The 16,472-nt window shown below is 64.7% G+C and carries 13 protein-coding genes; 7 read left to right on the plus strand and 6 right to left on the minus strand.

The annotated features are described in order from the left end of the window. Positions 1–151 precede the first annotated feature (151 nt). Together ACEWQ0_RS11375 and ACEWQ0_RS11380 are read left to right on the plus strand one after the other, a co-directional pair. The gene (locus tag ACEWQ0_RS11375; protein ID WP_476485395.1) at positions 152–706 is read left to right on the plus strand and encodes a hypothetical protein; all 555 of its coding nucleotides are present in this window, start codon (positions 152–154) and stop codon (positions 704–706) included. 149 nt (positions 707–855) lie between these two features. Next, positions 856–1,566 (plus strand): sulfite exporter TauE/SafE family protein, encoded by a 711-nt coding sequence (locus tag ACEWQ0_RS11380; RefSeq protein ID WP_476482803.1) that lies wholly within the window; start codon positions 856–858, stop codon positions 1,564–1,566. 109 nt (positions 1,567–1,675) lie between these two features. On the opposite strand, the gene ACEWQ0_RS11385 is transcribed toward ACEWQ0_RS11380, so the two are convergent. Further along, entirely contained in the window at positions 1,676–4,153 is a 2,478-nt protein-coding gene (locus tag ACEWQ0_RS11385; protein WP_476485396.1) for a prolyl oligopeptidase family serine peptidase, read from the minus strand. A gap of 156 nt (positions 4,154–4,309) precedes the next feature. Here ACEWQ0_RS11385 and hemN point away from each other — a divergent pair, with 156 nt between their 5' ends. Next, positions 4,310–5,704 carry an oxygen-independent coproporphyrinogen III oxidase gene (hemN, locus tag ACEWQ0_RS11390; protein WP_476485397.1) on the plus strand — a complete coding sequence of 465 codons (1,395 nt, stop codon included), beginning with the start codon at positions 4,310–4,312 and terminating at the stop codon, positions 5,702–5,704. A 52-nt stretch (positions 5,705–5,756) separates the two neighbouring features. On the opposite strand, the gene ACEWQ0_RS11395 is transcribed toward hemN, so the two are convergent. Continuing rightward, on the minus strand, positions 5,757–8,300 hold the full coding sequence (locus tag ACEWQ0_RS11395) for a M14 family zinc carboxypeptidase (RefSeq protein WP_476482806.1): 2,544 nt from the start codon (positions 8,298–8,300) through the stop codon (positions 5,757–5,759). Positions 8,301–8,645: 345 nt separating this feature from the next. Between ACEWQ0_RS11395 and glnA the strand changes: the two genes are divergently transcribed. The 3 genes from glnA to ACEWQ0_RS11410 all read left to right on the plus strand — a co-directional run bounded on the left by glnA (position 8,646) and on the right by ACEWQ0_RS11410 (position 12,264). Continuing rightward, the gene (gene glnA, locus ACEWQ0_RS11400; RefSeq protein WP_476485398.1) at positions 8,646–10,055 is read left to right on the plus strand and encodes a type I glutamate--ammonia ligase; all 1,410 of its coding nucleotides are present in this window, start codon (positions 8,646–8,648) and stop codon (positions 10,053–10,055) included. A gap of 115 nt (positions 10,056–10,170) precedes the next feature. After that, positions 10,171–11,682 (plus strand): methyl-accepting chemotaxis protein, encoded by a 1,512-nt coding sequence (locus ACEWQ0_RS11405; RefSeq protein WP_476485399.1) that lies wholly within the window; start codon positions 10,171–10,173, stop codon positions 11,680–11,682. 75 nt (positions 11,683–11,757) lie between these two features. After that, the gene (locus ACEWQ0_RS11410) at positions 11,758–12,264 is read left to right on the plus strand and encodes a DUF4124 domain-containing protein (protein ID WP_476482809.1); all 507 of its coding nucleotides are present in this window, start codon (positions 11,758–11,760) and stop codon (positions 12,262–12,264) included. Between the two features lie 66 nt (positions 12,265–12,330). Here ACEWQ0_RS11410 and dtd read toward each other — a convergent pair whose 3' ends face one another. Together dtd and ACEWQ0_RS11420 are read right to left on the minus strand one after the other, a co-directional pair. Next, positions 12,331–12,771: a D-aminoacyl-tRNA deacylase gene (dtd, locus tag ACEWQ0_RS11415; RefSeq protein ID WP_476482810.1), complete on the minus strand. Its 441-nt coding sequence runs from the start codon at positions 12,769–12,771 to the stop codon at positions 12,331–12,333. Positions 12,772–12,784: 13 nt separating this feature from the next. Continuing rightward, the gene (locus ACEWQ0_RS11420) at positions 12,785–13,333 is read right to left on the minus strand and encodes a hypothetical protein (RefSeq protein WP_476485400.1); all 549 of its coding nucleotides are present in this window, start codon (positions 13,331–13,333) and stop codon (positions 12,785–12,787) included. A 215-nt stretch (positions 13,334–13,548) separates the two neighbouring features. Here ACEWQ0_RS11420 and ACEWQ0_RS11425 point away from each other — a divergent pair, with 215 nt between their 5' ends. After that, entirely contained in the window at positions 13,549–14,451 is a 903-nt protein-coding gene (locus ACEWQ0_RS11425; RefSeq protein ID WP_476482812.1) for a lysophospholipid acyltransferase family protein, read from the plus strand. A gap of 38 nt (positions 14,452–14,489) precedes the next feature. Here ACEWQ0_RS11425 and ACEWQ0_RS11430 read toward each other — a convergent pair whose 3' ends face one another. Beyond that, the gene (locus ACEWQ0_RS11430; protein ID WP_476485401.1) at positions 14,490–14,813 is read right to left on the minus strand and encodes a hypothetical protein; all 324 of its coding nucleotides are present in this window, start codon (positions 14,811–14,813) and stop codon (positions 14,490–14,492) included. 202 nt (positions 14,814–15,015) lie between these two features. Beyond that, positions 15,016–16,470 (minus strand): TrkH family potassium uptake protein, encoded by a 1,455-nt coding sequence (locus ACEWQ0_RS11435; protein ID WP_476485402.1) that lies wholly within the window; start codon positions 16,468–16,470, stop codon positions 15,016–15,018. Between the last annotated feature and the right edge of the window lie 2 nt (positions 16,471–16,472).

Here is a 16,472-nt window from a genome sequence, read left to right on the forward strand (position 1 = left end):
CAGCCGCCATCCCGTCCACGCATTATTGCCAGACGTGTCGGATTCCGGCGCGGATTCTCGTTATTGATGAGAGCCCGCCGCGCCCGGCAGTTCTGACCCGCGGCTGGCTGCAATGCAAATAAATCAACGACTCTCAGGGAGTGAATGCACCATGAAATATCTGATCGCGATTTTGGGCGGCCTGCTGCTCGCCGGCACCGCTTTGGCCAACAACACGGGCGGCACGCCGCCGCCGTCGGCGCGCGCCGTTGCCGGCAATGTCAGCATCACCGGCACGGAAACCGACGGCGGCCCGGGGGACTGCTCCTTTGTCACCATCAACATCACCGCCGAAATCGAGGGCACCAATGACCTCGGCGGCGGCAATGATCAAATCCGTTTTTCCATCTGGGACGACAGCTCGGAAGTGGCTTTCGAAGTTGTTTCAGTGCCCGTGGGTGAAACCCGGACCGTTAACGTAACCCTGACCTTCGAAGGTCTGGTCGGAGTTGGCGCGCCCGGCGTCGGTGTCACTATCTACGACGGCCCCACCACCGGCAGCGCGGCTCTGTTCAGCGAAGATCCGTTCTATCCCGAAACCGTGCCCGGAAGCTGTGACGGTGGCGCGCCGGCCATCTCGGTGCCGGTCAATGGGCCCTGGATGCTGATCACCCTGACCGGCCTGCTGGCACTGCTGGGCTTCGGCGTGCTGCGCACACGCGGCTGATCGGAAAAAGAGTCGCTTCGGGCCCGCTGGCGCAGCGCCGATAACGCGCCCGAGCTTTCCCTCCAGACGCCGGCCGTCCTCGGCCGGCGTCACGGCGTTCTGCCTATCGTCACCACTCCGGCCGGTCGCGGTCGTAGACTGGTCGGGCCATGAACGCTGAAACTGCCCTGCTCACCGGCCTGTTGGCCGGCCTGTTCGGGTCGACGCACTGCCTGGGCATGTGTGGCGGCATCGTCGGCCTGCTGCATGCCCAGATTCCTGCCGGCCGCGGAGCGCTGGCCATCGGTTTCCACGTCGGGCGTATCGCGAGCTATCTGGCCATCGGCCTGCTCGCCACCGGCCTGGGCATGCTGCCGGCAGCCGCCATGCCCGAGGCCGCGCCACAGATCATGCGCTGGCTGCTGGGGGGCATCATCGTGCTGATGGCCATCTACATCGCCCTGCCCGGCCGCTTTCGCGACGTGGCTGGCCAGATTGCCGCGCCGCTGACCCGGCGGATGATGCCGGTCTTCGCGAAGTTTCTGCCGGTGCGCTCGTTCGATAACGCCATCGGGCTGGGGCTGATGTGGGGCTTTCTGCCCTGCGGCCTGCTCTATACCGTGGTCGCCACCGCCGTCATGCTGGCCGACCCCCTGGCCACCAGCACCATGATCGTCGCCTTTGGCGTCGGCACCGTGCCGCTGCTGCTTGGCAGCGGGCTTTTGATGCTGAAGTTCCGCTCGGCGGTCAACCGGCCCGGCCTGCGCCGACTGGCCGCCGTGCTACTGGCGCTCACCGGGCTGCTCATCGCCGCCGGCCCGTGGCTGGCCCACGCCATCGACCATCCCTGGATGCAGTTTCTCGTCGAGTGCGTCACCTAGACGCGCTCTGAGAGCTGGCCTCAGGCGGGGCTGCGGGAAAGGACAAACCTTTGCGTCAATCAGATTTCGATTTTGATTCTCTGCGTACTTCGCGGCTCTTGCGTAATGATCATGACTCCGGATAAAGGAACTGCCACCACTCGGGTTCGTCCTTGAGCCACTTGTCGTACCAGGCCAGGATGCTGTCCCACCAGACATAGCGCTTTTCGCGGTCAAGGATCCAGTGGTCTTCGCCGGTGAACTCGACCATCTCGACCTCGCGCCCCAGCAGCTTGAGCGCGGTAAACATGTTGGCGCTTTCCCCCGGCGGCACGTTGGTGTCGGAATCACCGTGCAGCAGCAGCAGCGGGGTATTGATCCGGTCGGCATGGTAGATCGGGCTGTGCTCGACATAGAGCTCGCGGTTGTTCCAGGGGAAGCTGCCGCGGCTGGCGCTGCCGGAATAGGCCCAACCCCACCAGCCTTCGCCCCAGTAGCTGGTCAGCGCGCTGATGCCGGCGTGCGAGATCGAGGCGGCAAACAGATCGGTTTTCGTTGCCAGATACATGGTCATGAAGCCGCCGTAACTGGCGCCCATGTTGCCGATTCTTTCCCGGTCAACAAAGTCGTGGGCCGCGACGAATTTCTGCGTGCCCTCGATGATATCGGCGGCAGCGTAGTCGCCCCAGGCGTTGACGTGCCTTGCCGAAAAGTCCTGGCCATAACCAATGGCGCCGCGCGGCTGGACCACGTAGATGACGTAGCCGTTGGCTGCCCAGAGGTTGAACGGATAGCGCCCGGTGAACTGGCGATTGACCGGCGTGGTGCCGCCGTAATAGTAGACGATCAGCGGATAGCTGCCGTCGGGGTCGAAATCCGGGGGCAGATAATAGCGGCCATCGATTTCGATGCCGTCAGCGTTGTTGAAGCGCCAGTCGTGCACTTCGCCGAACACGACGTCTGCATAGGCGCTCTGGCGGGAATCGACCAGCGTCCGGATATCCCCCTCGAGGCCGACACGATGGACGCGCTGCGGCGCATCAGCATCGCTGCCGCGGGCGACGATGGTCGGCGGTGAGGTGCGCGAAGCGACAAACGACTCCATTACCGCCAGGTCGGTGTCGATGATTTCCAGTCGCCGGGACGCCACATCGAAGTGAACCAGCGCGACCTCTTCACCCGAGATCGCGGAGAGCAGCAGATTGCCGTCAGCCAGGCGTTCGATCGCGGTCAGGGCGGGGTCGAAATCGCGGCTTGCACTGGTCGCCTGCGTGCCATCAACCGAAAGCAGGTAGAGCTGTGTATCGAAGTCGTTGGGCGCAACCTCCGCCGGCGTGATATCGCCATCGCCGGCTGCCAGGGACGGCCCGGCCAGCAGCCAGTAGCCATCTTCGGCATAGCGTATGTCGTTGAAATGACGCAAGCGCGCGATGTCGGTCTGGCGACCGTCGTCGAGCGCAAGCTCGAACACGCGGGTCAGGCTGTGCGGCGCTTCCTCGTAGTCGATGATCGGCTGCGACAGCAAGGCCCGACCGCCAACCACATCGTGCAGCGTGACCGAGTGCGGCTCGGCGGTCAGCGCGCGTACCATGCCGCTGGCCACATCAACCTGATGGAGCTGGCTGGCATCGCGAAAACCCGCCCAGCGATCTTCAAGCGAGCGCAGGCGGCGGCGCTTGTCGGTATCGGTTTCGTCCTTGCGGGTCCAGGCAAACAGGATTGACGCCGAATCGGAATGCCAGCGCCAACTGCCAATGCCCGCGTGCTCGAGCAGCACCGGCCGAACCCGGCCGCTATCGCGCTCGTGCAGCCACAGGCTGTTGCCGGTCTGGACGGCCAGCTTCGAACCGTCCGGGCTCCAGGCCAGGGCTGCGGGCGCCTGGCCCGTCCATTGCCGCACGATGCGGTCGGTCTGCAGATCGCGAATCGCGAGGCGGCGGACATCGCTGTCGGCCAGCTCGTCGCGGCGCTCGAAGGCCAGCGCCAGATAGCGTCCATCCGGTGAAATGGCCATGCGGTCAACGGTCTCGGCGTTGGTCAGGCGCTGTGCCGACACGCGGCGCACCGGCCGGGTGTGCGCGCGCACGCGGTCAACCTCGGAACGCCCCTGCCAGGCCAGCGACGGCGTGGCGTTGTCTGCGGCGCCCTCGTGCACAACCCAGACGCCGTGGCTGCCGTTACGCAGATCCAGCGCATACCCCTGATCTCCTGCTTCGACCGTCTCGCCATCGATGAATACCCCGGCATTGCGCAGGCCGCTGATCTCGAGCTCACCACGGACAAAGCGCTCGGTCTCGAGCTGGAACCACCACAACTGCAGCTGCCGTTCGCTGTCCAGCTCATCCACGGCCGCCGACTGCCAGCCCAGCTCGCGCCCGAAGGCCGCAACGGATTGCGAGGGCCGTGGCAGTGGCTGTTCGCTCAGCTTTCCGATGAGCGCCCGCCGCAGCCCGTCGGCATGGCCTGCCTCGGCCATGAGCTCGGCATCGACAGGCAGAGGAGCGAGCGCCAGCACTTCTTCGATGGCAACCGCATCGGGGGCATCGGGACCGGCCAGAACCAGGCCGGGAAACAACAGAACAAGAACATGCAGAATTGGGCGAATCACGCTTTCACTCCGGGCTCGGCTCGAATTCAGGCGTTGAATGTACCAGAACACCGGCCGCAGGCGACTTTGGTCTTTTTGACGATGGTCAAGTCGGCTCCCAGAGTGTGGGACTACGCTTGAGCCCTGATCAACACTACCGTCTGCATTCAGATCACCATGTCTCAACTCATGCGCCCCAGTTTCGACGCCGAGCTGATCGCGAAATACGGTGGCGAGGGTCCGCGTTACACCTCGTACCCCACCGCGGTACAGTTCAGCGAGGATTTCGGTCCAGCCGAGCTCGAAGCAGCCATTGCCGACAGCAACGGCCTGCCGATGCCCGCCGGCCTGTCGCTTTATGTGCACGTGCCATTTTGCGCCAGCCCCTGTTTTTACTGTGCCTGCAATCGCGTCATCACGCGCTCGGCCACGGCTGGCCAGGAGTTTCTGGTCAATCTGGAAAAGGAGTTGCGGCTGGTCGCGCCGCGCTTCGACCGCGATCGAACCGTTCGCCAGGTGCACCTGGGCGGCGGCACGCCCACTTTCCTGCGCACTGACCAGGTTCGCCAGCTCATGGCACTGTTGCGGACTCATTTCCAGTTCGCGCCCGATGCCGAACTGGGCCTGGAGGTCGATCCACGCACCGTCGATCCGGCCGGCATCCGCGAGCTGCGCAACATCGGCTTCAACCGCATTTCGGTCGGCGTACAGGACCTTGACCCGCAGGTGCAGAAGGCGGTCAACCGGATTCACGACACCGCCATGGTCAGCGCGGTGATCGGCGCCGCCCGCGGCGTCGGCTTCGAGTCGATCAGCGTCGATCTGATCTACGGTCTGCCGATGCAGACCACGACCGGATTCTCCAAGACCATCGAGTCGATCATCAGCATGGACCCCGATCGGATCTCGCTGTTCAACTATGCCCACCTGCCGCACCTGTTCAAGGCCCAGCGCCAGATCGACATCGAACAGATGCCAAGCCCTGCAACCAAGCTGGGCGTGTTCCGCAACACGCTCGCGCGGCTGCTCGATGCCGGCTACGAATTCATCGGCATGGATCACTTTGCCAAACCTGAAGACTCGCTGGTTCAGGCCAAGAAAAACGGCACCATGGTGCGCAACTTCCAGGGCTATTCGACCCACGGCGGCCTCGACCTGGTCAGCTTCGGCCCCAGCGCGATCAGCCAGATCGGCGACAGTTTCGCCCAGAATCACCGTCAGCTTGAAGAATGGGTCGTTGCCTTGATCGAGGGGCGCCTGCCGACCGCGCGCGGTCTGACCCGCAATACCGACGACCGTTTGCGCGCCGACGTCATCGAACGCATCATGTGCAATGGGGCACTGGCGTATCACGACATCGAACGCGACTACCAGCTGGTGTTCCGACACTATTTCGCCAAAGAACTCGAGCAGCTGCAGTCGCTGGCCGACGCCGGCCTGATCGAGTGCGACGCAGACGGTTTCAAGGTCACGGCCAACGGTCTGCTGTTTCTGCGCGCGATCGCCCGGATCTTCGACGCCTACCTGGCGCCAGCCGGACAGTCAAGCGGCCGTTTCTCGCGCATCGTCTGAGGGTTCAGCGGGTGGCCCACCGCAACGGTCGGCCACCCGCCGATCAACACGATCACTCGGGCAGTTTCGTCGGCGAGATCAACTGGCTGAAGAACAGCGTGTTGCCAAACAGCTTCTCACCACCCCGCCAGTAGCCGCGGAACAGCGGCTCGTCAGCAATGCGCACCACCGTGCCGGCGCCGTGGCGGCTGACGCTGATGGCCGGCGCACCGGCCAGCTTCTGGCGGTTCTTGGCCGAGAGATAACCGGCAGCCAGGGGGGCATCGGCATACACGCCCACCTGGGCGTAGGGGTTGTCAACGGCGCGCAGGCGGTGGGTGCCCTGGCGAAACAGCACCAGATCCTTATCGGTATAACCCCAGGCCAATGGATGGCTCAGATCCAGGTCGATCTGCAGCGCGCTGCCGCCGATCAGCTCACGGGCAAAGTCCTGCTGATAATCACCGTAGGCGCGACGCTGCATATCGCCGCTGGCGTCTTCTTCGGATTTCTCGTCAGCGGCAAACTGCCAGTCCAGCTCCAGCGATTCGACCACTTCCGCGCCGCTGCCAAAAGCCACGACGGTGCCGCCGTCCTTGACGAAGGCGGCAATGACGCGTCTGGTCGAGTCATCGAGCGAGCCATTCCAGCCTGTTGTCGGCACGATCAGGTGCGTGTGCTCTTCCAGCTGCCCACGGCTCAGTCGCGCGGCGTCGAGCTGGGCCAGCGGCTGCGCCAGGCGAGTGTCGAAGAAGTGCCAGACGGCGCCGGCGGCATAGGCACTGACGCCCGGACCGGTCAGCATGGCCGCGCTGATCGGCTCGAGCACCGGTACCGACGGCGAGCCCAGATCGACGCCTGAGGAGGCCATGCCCCGATCGGCGCTCACAACATCAACCCCGTGCTGCTCGGCCAGCCCGGCCAGACGTGCACCGACCGGGTCGAGCTCCTGCGGCTGAATACCGGCATGGACAACCAGGCTGCCCTGCTCGAAGGCGCGATCGCGGCCATCGACTGCCAGAGTCGCGGCCTTGGTCAGCACCTGCACCCGATAGCCGTCGGCCAGCAGCGCGGCCAGCAGGGCGTCGGCACGATACTGGTTCCAGGGCACCAGCCAGGCCATGGCATCACTGTTGACCGCCGCTGTTGCGTGGCTCGGCGCTTGCGTCAGCGCAGCACCGGTTTTCGGCAGACGGCGTGCCGTCGTCAACGGCAGATCATGCGCCATTGCCATCGGCCAGGCGGAAACATCGTAGAAGGTTTCGATCTCCATCTCGGTGACCGCCTCGAACATGGAGGTCAGCAGCAGGAAGCGGTCCTGGTCAGCCGGTATGGCCCAGGCCGAGCCGGGGCCGAAACGGGTGTCGCCGATCTCGACCGACTCCTCTACCGGGCGCACTGTCACGTCATGATTGAGCAGCATCTCGATCAGGCCATGGGCGCGCGCCGGGTCACCGCCATCGCCGATCAGCCAGCCTGCCTGCTCCCAGCTGCCGGCCCGGTCCTGCACATCGGCAAAGAAGCGCTGCTGATACTCGACCAGGTCGTCGGCATGAGACGCCGCGGCATCAAGCGTCGAGATGCTGGTGCGCACCTGGTTGGCCACCGTGTCGTTGAAGCGCTTGAGGCCGTATTTGCTGTCCTGAATCACGCCGCGGCTGGAGCCCTGCTCGAACAGGATTCCGATGCCACCGGTCACGTCCGGATAGGTCGAACCCTTGCCGACATAAAAGTCGTCGAAGGACTCGCGCGCGTAATAGGGCTGGCCGGCGGAATCCAGAATGCGGCCGTGAAACTCGGCGATGTCGGCAGTCAGCTGCTGATTGGCATCGGAAATGAGCGGGTTGGTGCGCTCGGGAATACCGGGCTGGAAAAAGAACGTGCTGTTGCGCCCCATTTCATGGTGGTCGGTAATCACATGCGGACGCCACATCTGATAATGGCGCAGGCGGTTCTGCGAAACCGGGTGAACCACAGGCAACCAGTCGCGGTTGAGGTCGAACCAGTAATAGTTGGTGCGCCCGTTCGGCCAGCCTTCGGCATGTTCGCGATCAGCGGGATCCGAAGAGGGATGGTTGCCGCGGTGCATGTTGACCCAATGAGCGAAACGATCGATGCCATCGGGATTGATGGCCGGCTCCATGACCATCACCAGCTCGTCGCGCCAGCGCTGAACGCGTTCATCCTCGCCAGCGGCCAGGTACCAGGCCATGACCAGTGCAGCGCTCACGCCGGAGGCCTCGTTGCCGTGCACCGAGTAGCCCATCCAGACCACGGGCGGCCCTTCTCCGTTGTGCGCGGCGTTCTTGCGTCCAGCACGAATCTCATCGATACGGGCCAGGCGCTCGGGGCTGGCGAAAGTCAGCAACAGCTGCGGTCGCTGGCCGTGCGTGCGCCCGATTTCCTCGAGATGGACGCGGTCGGAGTGAGCAGCCAGGCGCCGCAGATAGGTCACGACCTGATCATGGCGCGGATGGCGCTCGCCCGGCTCGAAGCCAAGCACTTCAGCCGGCGTGGGCACCGACTCGTCCACCGACACGTCGGCCGGCAGGCCGGGAAGAGCCAGCACCGGCGCCGAAAAGAGGAGCAGAAAAGGAATCAGCAACTTCTTGGTCATTTGTTACCGCTAGAGTATTAAAGTGGATGCTATTCAGCTTAAACGAGTTGGCGCTTTCAGTCTGAGAAGGCGGTCACAGGCTGAGGCATTTCCCCGATTTTCGCGAAGGAAAGGCCAGTCAGCAGGCTTCACGCCTGCCGCCCGAGGGCGTCCTGTGACCCGGGCCGTTCGCCAGCGCCCCGACGCGGGATCGGCACGCCGGGCGCTGGCGCACATCGCGCTCGCGGCGCGAGCGCAAAGCGCGTAAAATTTGTCCGGGGATCGGCTGCGACTGGATTGTCAACGCAATATCCAGTCCGCACCCGGGGCCCCGACCCTGTCACCCAACAAGGCTGTCCGATCCAGATGACCCCCGAAAAGGTGCTCCAGAGAATCCGCGAAGAAGAGATCCGGTTCGTTGACCTGCGCTTCTCCGACACGCTCGGCAAGGAGCAGCACATCACGCTGCCGGCCCATGCCGTCGACGAAGACATGTTCGAGGACGGCACGATGTTCGACGGTTCCTCGATCGTCGGTTGGAAGGGCGTCAACGAATCCGACATGGTGCTCATGCCGGATGCCGAAACCGCCTGCCTCGATCCGTTTTCGGAATATCCGACGCTCAGCCTGACCTGCGACATCCTCGAGCCCGACACCATGCAAGGCTACAGCCGCTGCCCGCGCTCGCTGGCCCGGCGAGCCGAGGCCTTTCTGCAGTCCAGCGGCCTGGCCGATGCGGCGTTCTTCGGGCCCGAGCCGGAGTTTTTCGTGTTTGACGACGTGCGCTGGAACAACGATATTTCCGGCTGTTCGTTTGCCATCGACTCCGAAGAAGCCGCCTGGAACAGCGACAAGCAATACGAAGACGGCAACTACGGCCATCGGCCGCGCGTGAAAGGCGGCTATTTTCCGGTCCCCCCGGTCGACGGGCTGGCCGATCTGAGAAGCCTGATGTGCCTGACCCTGGAAGCCTGCGGCATTCCGGTGGAAGTGCACCACCACGAAGTCGGCACCGCCGGCCAGTGCGAAATCGGCACGCGCTTCAATACTCTGGTGCGCAAGGCAGACGAGATGCTGATGATGAAATACGTCATCCACAACGTCGCCCATCGCCACGGCCGCACGGCCACTTTCATGCCCAAGCCCCTGGTCGGCGACAACGGCTCGGGCATGCACGTGCATCAGTCGCTGTCGCGAGACGGCAAGAATCTGTTTGCCGGCGAGGGCTATGGCGGCCTGAGCGACATGGGGCTGCACTACATCGGCGGCATCTTCAAGCATGCCCGCGCCCTCAACGCCTTCGCCAACTCGACCACCAACAGCTACAAGCGCCTGGTACCGGGCTTCGAAGCACCGGTACTGCTGGCGTATTCGGCGCGCAATCGCTCAGCCTCCTGCCGCGTGCCCTGGGTCAGCTCGGACAAGGCACGCCGCATCGAGATCCGTTTCGGCGACGCGGCCGGCAACCCCTACCTCACCTTTGCGGCCATGCTGATGGCCGGCCTCGACGGGGTGATCAACAAGATTGACCCGGGCGCGCCCATGGACAAGGACCTCTACGACCTGCCGCCCGAAGAAGAGCGCGATATTCCGCGCGTGTGTCACGCTCTGGATCAGGCGCTGGAAGCGCTCGATGCCGACCGCGACTTTCTCAAGGCCGGCGACGTCTTCAGCGACGACCTGATCGACGCCTACATCAACCTGAAGATGAACGAAGTCACGCGCTTGCGCATGGCGACACACCCGGTCGAATTCGACATGTATTACTCCAGCTGACCCGGCCGCAGGCCCGCATTCCTGACTGAGCTAAAGGACTCGCTGGCATCGGCCGCTAAGGCCGGTATCAGACACCCATTGGAAGCGGAAAGCGGCAATGCGGAACAATCAGCCCGTGACTCAGCGCGAAGTGCGGGTCCCACCCGGCGAGTACATCGTCTCCAAGACCGACCTGCGCGGCAAGATCACCTTCGTCAACCGGACATTCATCGAAATCAGCGGCTTCAGCGAAGACGAGCTGATGGGAAGCCCCCAGAACATGATTCGCCACCCGGACGTCCCGCCGGCAGTGTTCGCGGATTTCTGGAATACCATCAAGGCGGGCCGACCCTGGCGCGGGGTGATAAAGAACCGCTGCAAGAACGGTGATCATTACTGGGTGGAGGCCAACGTCAATCCGATCTGGCAGGGCAACCGCGCGATCGGCTACATGTCGATGCGTCGCGGCCCGTCACGGCGCGAAATCGAGCAGGCCGAGCGCCTCTACAATGATCTGTGGAGCACTCGCCCGCAGCAGGCGCTGCACGAGGGGCACCCGATCCGCCGCGGCATCGCCGGCCGTCTCGGCGTGGCGCTCCGCAGGGTCAGACAGTTCGAGCTCACTGCCCTGTCGGCGGTCGGCGCGGCCTGCATGCTGGCCGCGGCAATCCTTGCCGGCCCGCTGCTCGGCCTCTGGTTGATCGCCGCGCTGGCCTTCACGGGCACGCTTGCAACGGTGGCCCAACTGGTCATTTTCCGCACCCGCTTCAGCCGACCGCTCGAGAAGGCCATCCGCCTGTGCCAGCAAATCGGCGCGGGCGACTTGTACAACCTGCCCTATCGCGACCACCGCAGCCCGATGGGCCACCTGAACCACGCGCTGAGTACGCTTTCGGGCAATATGGCCAGCGCCGTGCTCGAAACCCAACGCTCCGGGTGGACACTCGGAGATCACGTCAACGGCCTGTCTGCAACCGCCAGCTCAATGAACGAATCGGCCATTCAGCAGGCCGACAATCTCGAAGACACGACGACGACCGTGAATCAGATGGCGGCCGCGATCGAAAACAATCACGACAGCGCCCGCCAGACCAGCGCCGTGGCGAGGCAGGCGTCCGATCTGGCGCGCGCCGGCGGCGAGCGGGTAAACGCAACGGTGCGCGCCATGCGACGGATCGCCGAGCAGATCCAGAGCATCGACGAGATCGCCTCTCAGACCAACCTGCTGGCCCTCAACGCCGCCATCGAGGCCGCACGCGCGGGCGAGTCGGGCAAGGGCTTTGCCGTTGTCGCCTCGGAAGTCCGCAAGCTGGCCGAGCGCAGTCGCGCCACCGCTCAGCAGGTCGCGCAACTGTCCGACGACTCGGTAAACACGGCCGAGGAGGCCGGCCAGCTGTTCGAGCAGATCGTGCCGTCCATCGAGAAGACGTCCACGCTGCTCGAGCAGATCTCGGCGAGCTCTTCAGAGCAGTCGCTCAATGCACGGCGTATTCGCGAGGTCATCGGCCAGCTCAACGAGGCGGCCCGGCACACGGCGGATTCATCACGGCAGCTGACCTCCACCGCCGGCGAACTGGGCCAATCGGTCAGGCTGCGGGCGCGGGCGATGAACGCTTTTCGCTTCGAAAAGGATCGCGGCGCAGCCTGATCGTGTTTCACTGCGGCATTCCACCGCCATTGCCCGGTAGAATGGAACAATGGATGGAATGTCGGGAGTTTGCCCATGAAAGCGATCAGCATCGTATTGACCGCGCTTCTGCTGGCCGGCGGCCCGCTGGCCGCCCAGGAGATCTACCGCGTTGTAGACGAACACGGCAACGTGACCTACACCGACCGCAAGCCCGACGACGATGCCGAGCCCATGGATCTGCCGGAGCTCAATGTGCTCGAGGGTGATCTCGAGACGCAGCCAACCGACCCCCTGGCCGCGGCTCGACCGGCCATGAACTTCCGCATCGAACAGCCCGCCGATGGCGCCGCCTTGACGCTGGCGGCCGACGACGGCCTCGAGGTCGTGCTGGGCATTGATATCGAAGTGCCGCCGACCGCACGGATCACGCTGGTACTCGACGGTGAACCGCTGGCGCCCCTGCGCTCGCTGCAGGCCAGCATTGATGCACCCCCACCCGGCGGGCACCGCCTGTTCGCCCGACTGGAAACACCGTCAGGCCGCGTACTCGCCACCACCGACCCGGTGGCTTTCACCATGGTGGCCCCTGCAAGCAGATGAATGCGGCATTTCGCAAGGCACAGGTTCGACGACATCGCCAGGCGCGGTAACGGCCCGCGGGCGCCCTCAATTCACCTCCAGCCAGAACGTCACCGGGCCATCGTTGATCAGGGCCACCTGCATGTCGGCGCCAAAACGGCCGAAGGCGCTGCCCGGCCAGTCGCGCTCGACCTGCTCGACCAACGCGGCGAACAGCGCCTCACCCTCGGCTGGCGGCGCAGCCGGGGTGAAACTGGGTCGATTGCCCGAGTTGGTATCGGCCGCCAGGGTGAACTGCGGCACGACCAGCAGGCCGCCGCCGACATCGCGCAGGCCCACGTTCATCCGCCCCTCATCGTCGGCGAAGACGCGATAGTTGAGCAATCGCTCGACAAAGCGCGGAATCCGCTCGACCCTGTCGCCCTGGCGAAAACCGGCCAGCACCACAAGGCCGGCGCCGATCTCGCCGACCGCCTCGCCATCAATCCGGACCGAGGCTTCGCTGACGCGCTGCAGCAGTCCGATCATTTCCCCACCCCGATCAGCCGCAGTCGGATGCCGGATCGTTTGCGCGGTCGGGATCGCTCGCCTCGACCCGCAGCCAGGTGCCCCGGCTTTCTCCATCCACTTCGGTGAGCGTGCATTGGTACACCACCTCGTCGGACACCTCGCAGCCCGCCCGGCTCGTTTGCGCACGCCATTCGCTGTCGGGCAGAAGGCCCGAGCAGAGCCGATCCGCCCCCCCGCTCACGGTCGCGGGTGCGCGCAGTCGTTCGATCCGGGCCGCCGATCGCTCGAGGTAGTCGGAAAAACCCGCCGGGTCTTCGCGGACGGCTTCGGAAATCCGGAAAGGAACCGTCATCTCGCCGAAAGTGCGGCTGCCATCGATCTCGGCGTCGGTGAAACCGTATGCCTGCAGCTGGCGGCGATGGTCCTCCAGTGGCAGGTCCTCGATGGCATCCTCGTCGACCAGCGCGACGCCGTCGACCAGCACGGGAACGTTGAACTCGACGATCAGTTCATGACGCAGCGCATCGGCCGTGCCGACAATGGCGGCGAGCAGTTCGGCCGGCGCCAGGCGGCCGGACATGCCCGGAGGCCAGGCAGGAGCGTCGTCCGCCCGCGCGGGCGGAGCCTGGAGCGCAATCGCGGCGGCAAGAACGGCAATGGTGGCTATAATCCTCATCACGAAACCATACGTGCCAGAACTGACCCGAGCCTACACTGCGCGCACGGCCTTGTCCAAAACACCAGAGCACTGACTCGACTCGTCCAATCCTGGCGCCAGCCGGATTCCCGAACCCCATGATCGAACGCCTTGCCGTCGCCCTCTTGCACCTGCTCTCCTGGCTGCCGCTGCGCCTGCTCCATGCGCTGGCCGTGCCGCTGGCCTGGCTCATGCGCTTCCTGCCCTGGCGCGGGCATGCGGTGGTGCGCACCAACCTGAAGCTGTGCTTCCCCGAGCTGGATGAAGCCGCCCGGGAACGGCTCTACCGCCGCCATCTCGTGGAGATGATGCGCCTGGTGCTGGAATCGGGCGCCGTGTGGTACTGGTCGCGCGCTCGCCTGCAGCGCCATGTCCGACAAGTCGACGGCTGGGCCCAGGTCGAACGGGCCGCCGCGCGGGGCAAGGGCGTTCTGCTGGTTGGCGCGCACTTCGGCAACTGGGAAGTCCTGCCGCTGTGGGTGTCCCTGCAGCGACCGTTTACCGCCCTGTACAAAGCCCCGCGGCAGGCAGGTCTTGACCAGCGCGTTACCGCAAGCCGCCAGCGTTTTGGCGCCCGTCTGATCGCCAGCGGCAGCCCGGCCATGCGCCGGCTTCTGGCCGGCCTGAGGCGCGGCGAGGCGATCGGCCTGCTGGCCGATCAGCAGCCCAAGCAGGGTGAAGGCGTTTTTGCCGACTTTTTCGACCAACCCGCGCTGACCATGACCCTGGTCAACCGTCTGGCGCGCCGCACCGGCTCCGCGGTGATCTTCGCCAGCGCCCAGCGTCTGGCACGGGGCCGCGGCTGGCGGCTGCGCTTCGAGCCGGCCGACCCGGCCATTGCCGACGACGACCCCGTCTGCGCCGCCGGCGTCATGCACCGCTGGCTGGAAAACGAAATCCGGCGCGCTCCTGCACAGTACCTGTGGAGCTACAAGCGCTTCAGCCGCCAGCCCGGTGGGCGTCCTTCGCCGTATCCGGCGCGCAGGAAGCGCCACTCTTGATTATTCATTAACCCGACATCGAAGCAGGTTGCCGCCGGCTATTGGTCGGACTGCGTTCGGTCCAGACGCTTGAGGAAGACGCCGATGACCTTTTCGGCCTGCTTGTCGCCGTTGGCCTGCGCGGCCTCCAGCCCCTTCTCCCAGGCCGTTCGGGCCGCTTCCGGCCGCGACGATTCATTGAATGCCTTGCCCAGCTCCTGCCAGGCCATGGTCTGGTCGGGGCGGTGGCCGGTGGCCACCTCCAGGTGCTCGATGGCCAGCGCCAGGTCGCCGGATTTCAGGCGCGCCTGACCGGCCGCCAGGCGCGATTCGTAGCTGTCGCGACCCTGGTCGATGAGTTTTTCGATGACTGTTGGATCCATTGGAAAAGGAATGCTGTAAGTGTCGAGGATCAAGTGTGGAGTGTGAAGCGTCAAGTGTGAAGGGCGGGCTGAGATTGAGCCGGGCTGTTGTTCTCCGGTGGCGACATTTTCTTCCCGCCTCGGAAACCAGCTGCCGTATCCGTAGTCTTCCACCTCCCACTTCACACTTCCGACTCCACCCTACCCACTCCGGCAAGCCGTGTCAGTGCTTCCAGTAAGTCGGGGTCAGCAGAACCAGAATGGTGAAGATCTCCAGACGACCGAGCAGCATGGCGAAACTCATCAGCCATTTGCTGCCGCCGTTGAGTGCGCCGTAGTTCGGGCCGGCCTCGCCGAGGGCGGGGCCCAGATTGTTGAGCGAAGAGAACACCACCGACACGGCGGTGACCAGATCGTGCTCGATGCCGGAGACGATCAGCGTGAGCACGACCACGCAGAGAATGTAGAGCGACACATAGCCCCAGACCGCGTTGGCAACCTCCTGATCGAGCGTGCGCCCGCCCAGCTTCAGCGGCACCACGGCACGCGGATGAACAAGGCGCTTGAGCTCGCGCAGCCCCTGCTTGGTCAGCAGATAGACGCGGATGATCTTGAAACCGCCGGTGGTGGCGCCAGCGCAGCCGCCCAGGCCGCTGATCAACAGCAAGAGCAGCGGCAGGGTGCCGGGCCAGGCATGGACTTCGGCGGTGGTGAAGCCGGTGGTGGTCATGTAGGAAATCGACTGGAAAACGGCATGGCGCAACGATTCCCAGAAGCTGGGATACAGGCTTTGATGCCACAGCAACAGCGTGGCCGCCGCCGAGATGATCAGCACCAGGACCACGAACAGCTTGAGTTCAGGGTCGCGCAAGTAGACCTGCAGCGTGGCCCGCCGCAGGGCCAGGTAGTGCAGACCGAAGTTCAGGCTGGAGATCACCATGAAGAATACGACCAGCCATTCGATCAGCGCGCTGTCGAAGTAGCCGATCGAGGCGTCGTGGGTAGAAAAGCCGGCGGTGGCGACGGTCGAAAAACTGTGTCCGATGGCGTCGAACAGCGGCATTCCGGCGGCCCAGAAGGCGGCCGCACACAGCACCGTCAGGCCGATGTAGATCAGCCACAGCGCCTTGGCCGTCTCGGCGATTCTCGGTGTCAGCCGGCTTTCCTTGACCGGCCCGGTAATCTCGGCCTTGTAGACCTGCATGCCGCCGATGCGCAGCATCGGCAGGATGGCGACCGCCAGCACGATGATGCCCAGCCCACCCATCCAGTGCAGCTGCTGGCGATACCACAGGATCGAGATCGGCATCTCGTCGAGGCCGGTGAAGACCGTGGCGCCCGTGGTGGTCAAACCGGAGGTTGATTCGAACACCGCGTCGACCAGACTGGCGTCGATGGCCAGGACAAAAGGCACGGCCCCGGCCAGACACACCGCTGCCCAGCAAGCCACCACCACCAGAAAACCGTCGCGAATGCGCAGCTCGCGGTGCGAATCGCGCATCGGCAGATACAGCGCCAGGCCGGTTACGGCCACCACCAGCAGGCTGACGGCAAACGCATGGAACGTGCCATCCTGGCTGACCAGAGCGAACACCAACGGCGGCACGAAGCCCAGGCTGAGGAAGATCAACAGCACCCCGACGATGCGCTGAACCGGTGCGTAGGCGCGGAACCGCATGT

The sequence above is a fragment of the Wenzhouxiangella sp. YN9 genome, assembly GCF_056324165.1.

Bases quoted from the DNA above. Each gene is read 5' to 3' on its own strand.
- ACEWQ0_RS11375 (WP_476485395.1), top strand. From the start codon at position 152: ATGAAATATCTGATCGCGATTTTGGGCGGCCTGCTGCTCGCCGGCACC.
- ACEWQ0_RS11380 (WP_476482803.1), top strand. From the start codon at position 856: ATGAACGCTGAAACTGCCCTGCTCACCGGCCTGTTGGCCGGCCTGTTC.
- hemN (WP_476485397.1), top strand. From the start codon at position 4,310: ATGTCTCAACTCATGCGCCCCAGTTTCGACGCCGAGCTGATCGCGAAA.
- ACEWQ0_RS11395 (WP_476482806.1), bottom strand. From the start codon at position 8,300: ATGACCAAGAAGTTGCTGATTCCTTTTCTGCTCCTCTTTTCGGCGCCG.
- glnA (WP_476485398.1), top strand. From the start codon at position 8,646: ATGACCCCCGAAAAGGTGCTCCAGAGAATCCGCGAAGAAGAGATCCGG.
- ACEWQ0_RS11410 (WP_476482809.1), top strand. From the start codon at position 11,758: ATGAAAGCGATCAGCATCGTATTGACCGCGCTTCTGCTGGCCGGCGGC.
- dtd (WP_476482810.1), bottom strand. From the start codon at position 12,771: ATGATCGGACTGCTGCAGCGCGTCAGCGAAGCCTCGGTCCGGATTGAT.
- ACEWQ0_RS11420 (WP_476485400.1), bottom strand. From the start codon at position 13,333: ATGTCCGGCCGCCTGGCGCCGGCCGAACTGCTCGCCGCCATTGTCGGC.
- ACEWQ0_RS11425 (WP_476482812.1), top strand. From the start codon at position 13,549: ATGATCGAACGCCTTGCCGTCGCCCTCTTGCACCTGCTCTCCTGGCTG.
- ACEWQ0_RS11430 (WP_476485401.1), bottom strand. From the start codon at position 14,813: ATGGATCCAACAGTCATCGAAAAACTCATCGACCAGGGTCGCGACAGC.
- ACEWQ0_RS11435 (WP_476485402.1), bottom strand. From the start codon at position 16,470: ATGCGGTTCCGCGCCTACGCACCGGTTCAGCGCATCGTCGGGGTGCTG.